Genomic DNA, 12,951 nt, shown 5'->3' with positions numbered 1-12,951 from the left:
ATTTAACTATAAAGTTTTCTTGATCTGCATTACCACCTCTTGGATCGCTTGTTGGCTCACATGTTGGAGGGCACTTATCACGCCTTCTGATTTTTCTACCCCCCCTTTGGTAGGCTGTTGGCTTATCTTTTCATGCTTGGCGACCAAATAAGTTTGTGTGCCTTGTGGCGTGCTGATGTCATACCCCAACACAATTTCTGCTTGCTTGTGATCGCCTTGATCTAAAATCCCAAAGGATAGGATATTGAGCTTGAGTGTGGCGTGGGGGAGGGCACTATGGGGGGGGAGACTCACAAAGACACATTCTTTAAAGGCTTGCAAGATCACCATGGTTTTGAGCATGTTTTTGGGGAGATCCACAAATTGTTGGTGCTTTTCGTAGTGAATCTCTCCTTGAGTATTTTTAAACACCACCTCTTTAGTGTTGAACATATCCGCGCTCAAAATCCCCACTAGGCTAATGGTCTTGGTTTGGGTACACTTTTGGGGTGCAACTTGCGAGGCATTGAGATCGTAGGTGGCAATCTTGGGTAGAATCTGCTTGAGATTGAGATTCAAGCACCCATGCAAACTGAGTGCCAAGCCCGTATAAGCGATCGCGCGTTTCATTTGCGATCCCCAAAGATGGTTTTGTAGGGGTTGGCATCAAACTTATCAATCAAACTCGATCCTTTTTGCACGAAGTTGTCAATATTGCGTAGGCTTAGTTGCATCTGCATGATCAAGGGTGTGAGCATGGTTTTAAAGTCGTATTGTTTGTCACGAATCTTGGAATCCACATCTAAAACTAATTGGCTACCACGATCGGCAAGAGTTTGCACATGATCGGACAAAGTTCGCACATGGCTAACCAATTCATCGCCCTTGCCTAATGTCTGTGTCGCTTTGGCAAGCAAAATATCAATGGCATTTTTAGTTTTGTCTAAATTCTGTGTTGTTTTTTGGATTGAGGCGATGATTTTGCTTAAGTTCTCAATGTTTTGGGGACTCAAAATTTTATCAATGCTTTTGATGATATAGAGCACTTCATTGGAGATATGCCCCGCACTGCTGGTGAGCTGTTCTAAAAAACTCTGCTCGTAGTGCAAGATGCGTTCATGGTCATTTTCAGTGTAAAATTCCTTAGAGTTGCTTTGTATCAAGCTTAAATATTTTAGCCCCACAAGCCCTTGGGATTCGACTTTAAGTGAAGAGTCCCGTTTAACAGGCACTTTACTTTGGATTTGGATCATGAGCTTGACCACGCCCAAATGCCCTTTATCAAACCCCACGCTTCTGACTGATCCAATCTGAATCCCCTTGTAGTTGATGGGTGTATTGGCCGCAATGCCATTTAAGTCCTTATCGGTATAGACCACATAGTCAAGGTATTTTTTATCCTCAATATTGACATGCCCTAACCACAGGATAAAAAAAACCATCGCCACCATGCATGCTAGAAAAAGCCCGCCAATGAGGGTATAATTCACATGCCTTTCCAAAATTTCTCTCCTCTTGTCGAATTAAATAAATTCCCCTCTTCTAAGGGGCGATCGTGAGCACGCCGGATAAAATCTTGCAAAGTGCCATCAAAATCGATCAAGCCATCCTTGAGCATGATAAAACGATCGACAGCATTTTTAATGGAATCTAAATCGTGGGTGATCATCACCACGCTGAGGTGCAGGGATTCTTTGAGCGAGATGATCAATTCGTCAAATTTATCGGCTGAGTAGGGGTCTAGCCCGCTGGTGGGTTCATCTAAAAATAAAATCTCCGGGTTAGTCGCCATCGCGCGCGCCAGCCCCACGCGCTTTTTCATCCCCCCACTGAGTTCATAGGGGTAGAGCTCATAAGTTTCTTTGCTCAAGCCCACCCGATCCAACCACATTTTTGAGATTTCAACAATGTTTCTAGGCGGATAAAACCCATGTTCTTCCAACATGATTCCCACATTCTCCAAGACGCTTAAAGAACTATAGAGTGCACCAAATTGGAAGAGCACGCCGATACGCTGGAAAATCTTATGCCTTTGGGATTCTTTGAGTTTCCAAATGTCCTCCCCAAATATTTTAATCGTGCCCTTAATGGGGCGGTTAAGCAAAATTAAACTGCGTAAAAGCGTGCTCTTCCCACTCCCGCTCCCTCCTAAAATCGCCAACACCTCCCCCTTTTGCACTTCAAAGCTCACCCCGCGGTGAATCAGGCGATCCCCATAGGCGTTATAGACCCCCTCTACTTGAATCAAGGGATTTTGCGCGCTCATAGGAACCTTAGATATTGAGTTTGCTAAAAATGACGGAGAAGAGCGCGTCTAAGAAGATGATCCAAAAGAGGGCATTCACTACGCTAATGGTGGTCAAACGCCCAATGGATTCGGTATCGCCCTTGACCTCAAACCCCCGCATACACCCCACTAGAGCGATGGCAAACCCCCAAAAAGGTGCTTTGACCATGCCCACAAAAAAATGCGACAACCCTACATTTTCGTGCAAACGCGCTACATAGTGCGTAAAGCCCACATTTAATTGGAATTTAATAGCAATCATCGCCCCTAAAAGAGCAAAGGTGTCGGCAATAAAGACCAATAACGGCATGGCGATCACCAATGCCAACACACGGGGCAAGACCAAGAATTGGAAGGGGTTTAAACCCATCGTTTTCATCGCATCCAATTCTTCGGTGATCTTCATCACCCCAATTTGAGCGGTGAAACTAGAGGCACTACGCCCCGCCACCACCAAAGCCAAAATAAAGGGACCCATCTCCCTTAAAGCCAACTTAGCAGTCATCTCAATGCTCATCATCGGAAAACCCATTTGCTGTAGCTCCACTGCCCCCTGCAAGGCGATCGCAAAGCCCACGACAAAGACGGTTAAAATGCTCACAGGCAAGACCTTAAACCCGCTCTCATGGATGTGGTGGGTCAAGGGGGCTAGGCAAAGAGTCTTGGGGCGAATCAAAACCAATCCCACATAATAGACCACCATACCACAAAAATTAAAGGTGTTGAGTAAAGTCCCATAAAAGGAAGCCACACCACGCCCCAACTTGTCTAGGGGGTTTTTGAAGGTGCGCATGGCATGTTCTTGTTTTAAAATACTGGGATCTTCTCTAATCCAGTTCTCCACGACTTCTAGCACCCGTGCGGTATAGGCATTAGCGTTGAGGAATTTTGGTTTTTTGTGTCCGAGCAGATCGTAGAGCAACATCAGAAACACAAAATCGACATTATCCACTCCCTTGAAGTCAATCGCCTGAATTGAGGGGGCATTTTCTAAGACATTCTTTAGATGAGAGAGAGCACCAGCAGGGGCTCTAAAATCCCAATTCCCTTGCAAAACTAAGGTACCCGCTTGGACATAGGCATCTAATGACCGCTTGTTGCTTATCAAAAAATCCCCTTCAGAGGCAAAAAACTAAACATCGCTCCACCACAATTTTATGTTATTATACAACAAATATCAAATATTAAAGTTCATAGGGTTATGTGCATTTGTGTCTTTTAAAAAAGCTTCTTGGGTGTGGCTTGCTGGTGTTGCCACTTTTAGCCAAAAATTCCAAGTTACCCAAATCTTTAGAAAGCTTGCTCAAAGAAGAGGATAGTTATACCCGCCTAGTCAATAAGCACCGCCGCCTCAAACAAAAAAATGGTGGGTATTTTGGTGTGGGTTTGGGCATGATCAATATCAAAAAAGACTATCAAAATACCAAGCTGGAGAATTTTCCCATTATTTTGAGTTTGAAGGGGGGCTTGCAGACTTTCTTTGAACATTATGTGGGGATTCGCGTTTTTTTTGCTTTGGATTTAGCCACTTCTAAGGCAAATTGGCTTTTTAAGACCACACCCTCGACTTCCTTTTATGGCGTAGCAAGTGCGGGTTTTGAGATTCCAATGGAATTTAGTTTGACCCGTTCTTTTAAACATTTTTGGGGTTTTTATGGGGGCTTGGGTGCTGGGGGGGTGTTTTATGCCGACAATGCTAATTTTCAAATCCGCAACAAACAAGCTATCTACGCCTTTGGGCTGGTGATTCAAGGGGGCATGACCCTAACGCTTTATTCCAAACACCGCATCGAGGCTGGCTTTAAGGTTTTGCCCACCGACAAAAGTGCCCAAGATTCCAATAGTTTTGAAACCTCCTTGATGTTTAACCTGATGTATCTTTACAAGTTTTAAAAGAGTTTTTCCAAAACCGCGCTTTGCACCAAGAACATATAAAGGGCTGTCCCCACCGCCACGCTGATAATAAAAATACGCAACACTCCATGCACGATCACCACACTCGCAATCGCTAGAATTTCATTGAGTCCATAGGGGGGCGCGCCAAAAGACCCGTCTTTGATCCCATAAATAATCAACATGCCCACCGCCCCTAAGCCAAACATGCGCCCCAGATAGAGCACCCAGCTAGGCGCTTTTCTTTTGGCATTAAAGATCAAGAAAGAAAAGACCTTGAAGGCGTAAGTGGTTAGGGCTGTGATCACCCAAGCCATTAAGATATATAAACCTAGCATCTCTAATCTAAACGGCGTTTGAAGAGTAGAAATATCGCCACCATGATCGCTAAAGTGGGCAATAAAAAGTGGGACTTGCCAAAAATAATGAAACACACCAACGCGCTCATAAGCCCAATTAAGGCGGGTGCATGCCGGCTAGTGCTTTTCCATTGCTCCATAAAGATCACCACAAAAATACTCACCATCACAAAAGACATCCCCCGCACATCTAATTTAAAGCTATCCCCTAGCAAAGAACCTAGTAAAGTCCCTAATACCCAATAACTTTGGTTTAAAAGGGCGATGGCTAACATAAAATCCTCGCGCACCGATTGCTTGGGCTGGGCGACATTTAAAAGCATGAAAGTTTCATCGCTGAGGGCATGTGCTATGTAGTAGAGGCGTTTTTTCATGCCAGAAAAGGGCTCAATCATCGCAATCGCATAACAAATTTGGCGCGCATTCACAACAGCCACCAATAAAAAGATATTCAGCAAACTGGCATGCACGCTCACCAAAGCCACGACCATAAACTGCACCGCCCCCGCATAGACAAACAAGCTCATGCAAAGGGCAGCCAACACCCCATACCCATTTTGTTGCAAGAAAATCCCTAAGGCTGCGCCCATCAACAAATAACCCAAACAAATGGGGATCGTGTGGGGGAAGGCTTCTTTAAAGGCTAATATGAGAGGTGTTTTAAACAATGGCTAACCCTTCAGGCGTGTTAATCTAAAAGCCCCCCAAAACAGAGCGATAAAAGCAATAATAACAAGGGCACTCAGGTGGGTAAGAGTAGCACTGAGATCAGCTCCTAATTGGTTTAGCATCACCATTCCTGAGATGGCATGGTAAGCAGGCACGGCTTGCAATAACACGCGCAAGGCACTAGGTAAGAGCTCAAAGGGCCAAATAAAGCCCATCATAAAGATCATGGGCAAGGAAGCCAATAAGAGAATCTGGGTTGCCCGGATAGGCTTTGATAAATAAGTGCCTAACACCACCCCACAGCTTGCCGTTGCCAATAAAAACACCGCTCCAAAGGCTAGAAGCGTGGTCGGATTGGCGTGGATGTGGATATGATAATAGGGGAAAAGCACCCCAAAATACAAGAAAATATAAAAGAGATAAACACCCATAAAACACAGACAACGCACCAAAATAGCCCCCAAAGCCTCCAAAAAGCTAGAGGCACGTAGGCGGGTGTTGGGCGTGCAGGTGAGCATGCTAGTGCCCATCAACAAGGTTTGGTGCAAGATGAAAATCAGGGCATTGGCTAGGGCGTAGTTAAGATAGCCCAAAGAGGGGTTGAAAAGTGGGATGGATTGCAAAGTTAAAAGATTGGGTTCTTGGGGTCTTTGGGACTCAAAGCGGGCTTTGTGGAGTTTGATTTGATCGCCAAGCGCGTTAATCGCATCTAGGGTGGCATTAGCAATGGCGGCATAGATCAAGAAGTAATTGGCATTGGCATAAAGCTCGACATGCGCGGGTGTACTGGTGTAAATTTGGCGTTCAAAAAACTTAGGGATCAACACAATCCCATAGACCTTTTCATGTTCTAAAAGTGCCTTAGCTTCTTGCATGGAACTAGGACGATAGGCGATGCTAATACCTTGCGTGCTCTCTAACATGCGGATAAGCCGCCTAGAAAGTGCACTTTCATCGGCATCCACAAGCGCGATTTTTTGCTTGGTTACAATGTCGCTTTTGTAGGGTAGGGGGTAGAGCAGGGCATAAAAAAGAGGCCCGACCACAATGATAAACACCACGCCCGCATGCGTGAAAATTCTTTTAAATTCAGCGGTAAAAAGCCCTAACATGTTTTTTTTCTCAAGGCATGGACTAACAACCCCAAGGGCAAGAAGAGCAAGAAAAACCACATTTTGGAGAGCGAGGCAAGGGCTAAAGGGACTCCCTCTTGGTAGTGCAACAGGGCGATAAAGGACTTGATAAAATAGGTGATGGGCAAGAGTGATCCCCAAAACTCCCCTAAAACAGGCATGTTGGGCGTGGGGTAGGTTACCCCCACAAAGGCTAAAGAGGGGGCGGTGTAGGCGGCAATCACTGAGGCAGTGCGTAGTGGGTCGCTAAGGAGGGCATGCAAAGCGATCACCACGCTAGAGACACACAGCACCAATAAGATAACAGCTAAAAGAAAAACCCCCAAATGCGCATCATAGGGTTTTAAAAAAAACACCATCAAAAACCCCCAAAAGCTAAAAATGGCGGTGTTGAGCCCCAAAGCCCCTAAGATATCGCTTAGGCTGGAGCATTGCATCAGAAAATTAAGCATGCCCAAAGCCACGATGATTTGCCACATACAGGGTAAGATCACGCTGGATAAAAATTGCGCGTAGTTGTTGTCTTCATTATAGAGACGGTGCAGATTCACATGCAAGGGGAAGGCTAGGGCTTTGGCGGTGTTGAGATCGCTATGTGTAGCTAGATTTCTAGCCACATCGTTTTTGATCCCTAAAGTGAGGAGGGTTTGTAAGAGCGCATTAGCAATGGACTTACCCACTAACACAAACTCAGCGTTATAATAAAGTGCCACGGGGGTTTTGATGCCTAGCTTGATCTGCCTCTCCAAATTTTTAGGCAGGACCACCACCCCATAAATCTCTTTGTTGGCTAAAAAGGGCTTGGCTTGATCCAAACCGCTATAAAAATGCTTGAGGTTGAGGTAGCTACTGGCATTGAGCGCGGTAACAATCTCTTGGCTCAGGTGGCTGTGATCCAAATCGACCACCCCCACATTCAAGCGGGTGGGGATTTCTTTATAAAAAATAGCCGCAATGAGCCCCCAAAGCACTAAGGGTGCCACAAAGCACAGCCCCAAGCTAAATTTATCATGCAAAAATTTAGCCAGCATGCGCTAAACCTCAAGGTTTGGGGATATCCACTAGGACGCTCATGCCCACCCGCAAATCTTGCATTTGGCTTAAGGGGGTCGCCTCAATGCTAAAGCTCTTCATGTCATAACTCTTACTCGAACTTGTGCTCTTCCATGTAGCAAAATCCCCCATCACAGCCACATGGGTTACTTTAAATTCCAATTCTTTTTGCAAAGCGGGCACATAGCCCTTAAAGCTAGAACCGATGCTAAATTGTTGCAAGTATTTTTCTGGCACACTCAAATTCAGCCACGCATGCGCAGTGTCCGTAACCAAGACCACCGGGAAGCCCTTGGGGCTTAACTCCCCGCTATACAACAAAACATTGCTCACTTCCCCATCTATGGGGCTATAAGCATTTTTATCGTGCAAAAAGGCTTGCACTTCATTAAGTTGCCCTAAAGCGGCACTCTCTTTGGCTTGGGCGGCAATTTTGGTCTCTGAGCTAGCCCCCTCTAGGGCGAGCTTGTATTGTTGGTAAGCCGCATTTTTATTAAAGGTCGCACTCTGAAAAGCCGCATAGGCTTCATCGCGTTTTTGCAAGCTAGTAACCCCCTGATCGTAGAGGTCTTGGATGCGCTTATAAGTTTCTTGGGCTAGATCGCTTTGGGCCTTAGCGGCTTGATACACATCTTTAGCACTCTTGATGGTTTGGGAGCGAGTCCCTTTAAGCACCTCATCTTTTAGTGCCCGTGCGGCCTTGTGACTGGATTTGGCTTGTAAAAGTTTGGCCTCAGCCTCGGGGCTATTGATCACAAACATTAAAGCCCCTTTTTTGACAATATCCCCCTTTTTGACCAACACATTTTCCACGCGCCCAGCCAACTTGGAACTCACGCTATACTCTCTAGCCTCAATAAAGCCTTGTAAGCGTTGCATTTTGTGGTTGTAAGCTTGGTAATACAAATACCCCAGCCAGCCTAAGATTGCTAGGGCTAAAAGGACAATCATAACCAAAAGATTAGTAGTTTTAGTCTTGGGCATGCCCTCTCCTAATAAACAAAATCATAGAATGAATCGATGCGATCACTTAAAACCATCAAATCCACTAGAGAACTGATGTATTTAAACGCGCTGGTTTTTTGCTCCACCAAGATTCCGGCTAGCGAGTTGCGCGCATCCACAACTAAGGCATTGGTGCTCAAGCCTTGGTTAAATGCCTCTTCTTGGAGCTTGAGATTTTCTTTAGCTAACTCCACGCTAGCGTTCAGGCTTTGGTATTCCTTCAAAGAGGCTTGGCATTGCAAATAAGTTTTGTGCACCAACAACTCCATATCTTTTTTAGCTTGGCTTTGTAGCGCACTCACTTGCAACTCATCAATTTTAGCCGCTTGGTAGTGCATCACACGCCCCCCCGGGGTCAAAATGGGCAGTTTTGCCCCCACGCCCACAAACCATTCGGGAACCATATTGGTGAGTGGGGAATTATTTTGTTTCATCACATACGCCCCAAAGAAGTTAAAATGGGGCAGAAATTTAGAGATTTGTAATTTTGTCATCTCTCTAGCACTTTTTTTGTTTGATGGCTAGACTTTTTAACGCTGGATAAGAGCTCAAAGTCTCTTGAATAAAAAAATCCACATTGGGTAGGGCTTTAGCGCGTAAGTGCAGATGGGCTGTGGGGGCAAAGTGGAGCTTAGAGGCGGGCATGTTGGCACTCGATAAAATGGTGTTGAAAGCTAGGGTGGCAACTTCTAGTGAGTCTCTAGCCTGCATGGTCTTGATCTTGCTTTTTTCATAAGCCACAGAGGCACTCAGCACCTCTACCCGCGCGATTTGCCCCGCTTTTTGGCGTTTGAGTGCATTTTGATAATGCTTTAAATGCCCCTCCTCCACCCCCTTAAGCACCTCTAAAACCTCAATATTGAGCACCAAACCATAATAAATTTTCACTAGCTCTTGGAAGGTAGAGAGTCTTTTGAGCCGTGAAACCTCCATGGAATCTTTATGGGCTAGAGAGGCTAACTTGCTCATATAAAAACGTGCCCCGCCCATGTAGAGTGGGTAAATAATGCTCAATGCCCCCATGACCACATTTTGTTTAGAAAACAAAAAAGGCTCGCTTAAAAGACCCATTAAACCCGAAGTCCCCTGTGCAACCGCACCCCCTATGACATTCCCTAACCCATTCAAAGGGGGGGGCATATGGGCTAGAGGGGCTTTTAGGGAGTTTTCCAAACCCCTTGCACCCTCTTGAATTTGGGCACGCTTGCTAGCACTAAAGGGCTGGAGCTCAATGGGCTTACCCAAATGCACATAAAAGGCACTCAAGTCAATTTCGGGCAAAAAAGAGAGTTTGGCCGCTGTGCTGAGTTTCTTGGCCTTTTTTTGGGCATAGTCTTGGGCTTTAATGCCCTCATAGTTGGAGAGCACCATATCCCATGCTTGCTTGAGCGAGATGGGCGAAGGGTGGGTTGAAAAAATCTTGGGAGAAGCCTTGAGGGCTTGCAGGATATTAAAATCTGTGGGCTCCAAAGGGTCGCTCAAGGCTAAATCCCCCAAAAGCCCCATTAATAACGCCCATCTTAACACTTGATTTTGTGCCATCTCTAAATATCTTTCTTCATCAATTTAAGCTTTTTAATCCGCGCCTTATCCATGTCCAGCACTTCAAAAATACAATGCGCATCGCCCACCACATCGCCCACTTCGGGTAGCCGCTCCAAGAGACTAAAAACATACCCCCCCAAGGTAACTTGCTCATAATCTTGATCGAATTTGACCCCTAAAACCTCCTCAACACTTTCCAAATCCACCATGCCATTGCACTCAAAAGTGTTCTCATCTAGCTGTTTGATCCCCTCGCGTTTCAAGTCGTGCCGATCGTAAAGATCGCCCATGATTTCCTCAATAATGTCATCAATAGTTAATAAACCCGAAGTGCCCCCGTATTCATCCACCACCAAAGCGGTATGTATCTGCTGTTTGTTCATTTTGATGAGGATTTGGGAGATAGACGCGCTCTCAGGCACAATCAACATCTCTTTGAGGATTTTTCTCAGGTTTTGGGTGCTAGAGAGGTTGGTATTCTCCAATAAAGAGGTGGAGAGCACATCTCTAATATGCACCAGCCCCAAGATATTGTCCTTGCTCCCCTCACAGCATGGGTAGCGGGTGTAGGAGTTTTTCAAAATGATTTGGATATTATCCTCATAGGAATTACGCATATCCAAACAAACCATGTCGTTTCTGGGTGTCATGATCTCTTTAGCACTCGTATCCGAAAAATCCACCGCATTTTTGATAATCTCCTCTTCCACATAGTCAATCACCCCTCCGCGCAAACTTTCCCCCACAATGATCTTTAACTCCTCTTCAGAGTGCGCACTGTCATGCTGGAGTTCGATTCTAAAGATTTTGAGCACGATTCTAGCTAAAAAATCAAAAAGATTGACAACGGGATAGGAGATCAGCCAAAAGGCATGCAAGGGTCTAGCCACCCAAAGCACCACTTTTTCAGCATGCACAATCGCGATGGATTTAGGCACAATCTCCCCCAAAATCACATGCAATAGAGTGATGAGGCTAAAGGCAATCACTACGCTAATGCCATGCGCTAGAGCATGGATATTGTCCAAGTGCAACCATTTTTGCAAAAAGATCGTGATAAAATGCGCAATAGCAGGCTCACCTAGCCAACCCAACCCCAAAGAAGCTAGTGTGATGCCTAGCTGGGTCGCGCTCAAATAAGTGTTGATCGAGGCGTTGATTTTAAGGGCTAAAATGGCATTTTGATCGTTTTGCAAACTCAACTCTTCTAATTTAGAACGTCTAACCTTGACAATGGCAAACTCAGAAAGCACAAAAAAGGCATTGAGTAAAACCAAGAGGAATGCAAGAGCGGACATTAAAATCGGCTCATAAAAATCCAATCACTCTCCTTCAAATTTTCATCCGTGTTACTATAGTCTATTTTAAATAACCACGCTTTATAAGCGTTCCACAAGGCTAAACACATCGATCAGATAATACCCCCCCGCACCCAAAAAAGCCGATACAGGGACGGTTATCACCCAAGCGGTGATGATTTTTTTGATCACCGAACGTTTGACCAACTCGCTTTTATAGGCTTTTTTCAAGCGTTTGCGCTCTTTCTTACTCAAGCCCACCGCATATTCTAAGGTGTTGTTTTCTTTTTGGAGAGTCTTTAAATAAGCCAACATCTCTTTTTTTTGCTTGGGGTTAGCCCGCTCAAAGCGATCCAAAAAATTCTTGATCACCTCTGTATTTTCGCCATAGTGGGCATCTAAAATCATCTGTTTCATCTCAAAGAGGCGTTTTTGCAAGAACTCCCGCAAAAACCCCACCCCAAAGACCGCCCCAATCGTAATATGCGTGGAACTCACGGGCAAACCTAGTTTTGAAGCCAGCAACACCGTGATCACCGTTGCCATGGCGATGCAAAAGGCTTGCATTTTATCTAATTCGGTGATCTCACTCCCCACGGTTTTAATCAACTTGGGACCATAGAGACTAAGTCCTAGGGCAATCCCAAACCCCCCAATGGACATGATCCACAAGGGCGCATAAGCGGTGCTAGGAGTAGGATTGCCCCATTCACGCAAACTTTGCACAATGGCTGCTAGAGGACCAACGGCATTAGCCACATCATTAGCCCCATGCGCAAAACTCAGCAGGGCTGCCCCAAAAATCAAGGGGAGTGTAAAGAGGGCATGCACACTCTCTTTAGTGTTCTGCAAACTGGGGAGCTTTTTAAGAATATAAACCTTAAAGCTTTGGTAGAGGATACCCCCTAACACCACACTTAAGAGCAACTCCTCCCAGTTGGCTAAAGGGATGTGCTTGTGCAACACCTTAGCTAGCATGTACCAGCCAAAGGCAAACCCCATCACCCCGATCATCAAGGGCATACTCTTTAGGGCAGCTTGCTTTTTATCCTCCCGATCACTCAAAACGCTTTTGATGAGCACCAAGAGTCCCATGGCAATCCCCCCGCCCATTAAAGGCGAGATCACCCAACTAGCCACAATGCCCCCCAAAAAGTGCCATTCCACAGCCCCCACACCCCCAGCCATCAAGCCCGCACCCAAAACCCCCCCCACAATTGAATGCGTGGTGGAAACCGGCGCGCCAATCGCCGTAGCCAAGTGCAACCACAAAGCCCCAGACAGCAAAGCCGCAAACATCACCCCCACAAAGACAGCACTACTCTCGATGTGGGCGGGATTGATGATCTTGCCCTTAATGCTTTGTACCACCTCCGATCCAGCCAACACCGCCCCCAACACCTCACAAATAGCCGCGATTAAAATCGCCATGCCCAAAGTGATCGCTTGCGAGCCCACCAAGGGACCCACATTGTTAGCCACATCATTAGCCCCGATATTCATCGCCATATACCCCCCCACCACCGTGGCTAAAACCAATAGGGGCAAATGGAAACTCACATCCCCCCAAAAGAGTGCCATACCCGCAATGACCACGACAAACACGATGGCAAGCGTGATTTTGACATTGTCCCGTTGGAGTTCTTTGAAAGTCTTTTGGAACGAACTGCTTGTTTTAGATTTCATGTGAAGCTCTCATATGGGCAGGACTTTAATATAAAATTCTCTAA

At 45.8% G+C, this 12,951-nt stretch carries 12 protein-coding genes and 1 pseudogene; 1 reads left to right on the top strand and 12 read right to left on the bottom strand.

The genetic code is table 11. The annotated features are described in order from the left end of the window. Window positions 1-6 precede the first annotated feature (6 nt). Genes EAO36_RS03090 through EAO36_RS03075 form a run of 4 tightly spaced genes read right to left on the bottom strand, consistent with a single transcriptional unit; the run spans window position 7 to window position 3,374 of the window. Entirely contained in the window at window positions 7-609 is a 603-nt protein-coding gene (locus EAO36_RS03090; protein WP_120948313.1) for an ABC-type transport auxiliary lipoprotein family protein, read from the bottom strand. After that, a complete protein-coding gene (locus EAO36_RS03085; RefSeq protein WP_120948314.1) occupies window positions 606-1,481 on the bottom strand; it encodes an MlaD family protein in 876 nt (291 codons plus the stop codon). The genes EAO36_RS03090 and EAO36_RS03085 overlap by 4 nt, the downstream gene beginning before the upstream one ends. Then, on the bottom strand, window positions 1,466-2,245 hold the full coding sequence (locus tag EAO36_RS03080; protein ID WP_120948315.1) for an ABC transporter ATP-binding protein: 780 nt from the start codon (window positions 2,243-2,245) through the stop codon (window positions 1,466-1,468). Before EAO36_RS03080 ends, EAO36_RS03085 begins: the two co-directional genes overlap by 16 nt. Before the next feature lie 7 nt (window positions 2,246-2,252). Continuing rightward, window positions 2,253-3,374: an MlaE family lipid ABC transporter permease subunit gene (locus EAO36_RS03075; protein WP_185962953.1), complete on the bottom strand. Its 1,122-nt coding sequence runs from the start codon at window positions 3,372-3,374 to the stop codon at window positions 2,253-2,255. A 140-nt stretch (window positions 3,375-3,514) separates the two neighbouring features. Here EAO36_RS03075 and EAO36_RS03070 point away from each other — a divergent pair, with 140 nt between their 5' ends. Next, complete coding sequence (locus tag EAO36_RS03070) at window positions 3,515-4,159, top strand: outer membrane beta-barrel protein (RefSeq protein ID WP_235852357.1); 645 nt, start codon at window positions 3,515-3,517, stop codon at window positions 4,157-4,159. Here the strand turns inward: EAO36_RS03070 and EAO36_RS03065 are convergent. The 8 genes and pseudogenes from EAO36_RS03065 to EAO36_RS03030 form a co-directional block, all read right to left on the bottom strand. Continuing rightward, the gene (locus EAO36_RS03065) at window positions 4,156-4,497 is read right to left on the bottom strand and encodes a branched-chain amino acid transporter permease (RefSeq protein ID WP_120948316.1); all 342 of its coding nucleotides are present in this window, start codon (window positions 4,495-4,497) and stop codon (window positions 4,156-4,158) included. The genes EAO36_RS03070 and EAO36_RS03065 overlap by 4 nt on opposite strands. 2 nt (window positions 4,498-4,499) lie before the next feature. After that, on the bottom strand, window positions 4,500-5,186 hold the full coding sequence (locus EAO36_RS03060) for an AzlC family ABC transporter permease (protein WP_120955688.1): 687 nt from the start codon (window positions 5,184-5,186) through the stop codon (window positions 4,500-4,502). 3 nt (window positions 5,187-5,189) lie between these two features. Further along, window positions 5,190-6,299, bottom strand: coding sequence for an ABC transporter permease (locus tag EAO36_RS03055; protein ID WP_120948318.1), 1,110 nt, complete (start codon window positions 6,297-6,299; stop codon window positions 5,190-5,192). Beyond that, window positions 6,293-7,351, bottom strand: a complete 1,059-nt coding sequence (locus EAO36_RS03050) for an ABC transporter permease (protein WP_120948319.1) — start codon at window positions 7,349-7,351, stop codon at window positions 6,293-6,295. Before EAO36_RS03050 ends, EAO36_RS03055 begins: the two co-directional genes overlap by 7 nt. Before the next feature lie 10 nt (window positions 7,352-7,361). Continuing rightward, window positions 7,362-8,357: an HlyD family secretion protein gene (locus EAO36_RS03045; protein WP_120948320.1), complete on the bottom strand. Its 996-nt coding sequence runs from the start codon at window positions 8,355-8,357 to the stop codon at window positions 7,362-7,364. 8 nt (window positions 8,358-8,365) lie between these two features. Then, a pseudogene (locus EAO36_RS08670) lies at window positions 8,366-9,884 on the bottom strand (TolC family protein). A gap of 38 nt (window positions 9,885-9,922) precedes the next feature. Next, complete coding sequence (locus tag EAO36_RS03035; RefSeq protein ID WP_185962957.1) at window positions 9,923-11,221, bottom strand: hemolysin family protein; 1,299 nt, start codon at window positions 11,219-11,221, stop codon at window positions 9,923-9,925. An 81-nt stretch (window positions 11,222-11,302) separates the two neighbouring features. Continuing rightward, window positions 11,303-12,907, bottom strand: a complete 1,605-nt coding sequence (locus tag EAO36_RS03030) for an inorganic phosphate transporter (RefSeq protein ID WP_120955687.1) — start codon at window positions 12,905-12,907, stop codon at window positions 11,303-11,305. Window positions 12,908-12,951 lie beyond the last annotated feature (44 nt).

The sequence above is a fragment of the Helicobacter mehlei genome (genome assembly GCF_003660265.1).
Classification (GTDB): domain Bacteria; phylum Campylobacterota; class Campylobacteria; order Campylobacterales; family Helicobacteraceae; genus Helicobacter; species Helicobacter mehlei.
The sequence above is the reverse complement of the archived record's forward strand: the minus strand, read 5'-3'. Positions and strand labels throughout refer to the sequence as shown.

Excerpts from the sequence above, each read along its gene's own strand:
- EAO36_RS03090 (WP_120948313.1), bottom strand. The coding sequence starts at position 609 with ATGAAACGCGCGATCGCTTATACGGGCTTGGCACTCAGTTTGCATGGG.
- EAO36_RS03080 (WP_120948315.1), bottom strand. The coding sequence starts at position 2,245 with ATGAGCGCGCAAAATCCCTTGATTCAAGTAGAGGGGGTCTATAACGCC.
- EAO36_RS03065 (WP_120948316.1), bottom strand. The coding sequence starts at position 4,497 with ATGCTAGGTTTATATATCTTAATGGCTTGGGTGATCACAGCCCTAACC.
- EAO36_RS03055 (WP_120948318.1), bottom strand. The coding sequence starts at position 6,299 with ATGTTAGGGCTTTTTACCGCTGAATTTAAAAGAATTTTCACGCATGCG.
- EAO36_RS03050 (WP_120948319.1), bottom strand. The coding sequence starts at position 7,351 with ATGCTGGCTAAATTTTTGCATGATAAATTTAGCTTGGGGCTGTGCTTT.
- EAO36_RS03045 (WP_120948320.1), bottom strand. The coding sequence starts at position 8,357 with ATGCCCAAGACTAAAACTACTAATCTTTTGGTTATGATTGTCCTTTTA.
- EAO36_RS03035 (WP_185962957.1), bottom strand. The coding sequence starts at position 11,221 with ATGTCCGCTCTTGCATTCCTCTTGGTTTTACTCAATGCCTTTTTTGTG.
- EAO36_RS03030 (WP_120955687.1), bottom strand. The coding sequence starts at position 12,907 with ATGAAATCTAAAACAAGCAGTTCGTTCCAAAAGACTTTCAAAGAACTC.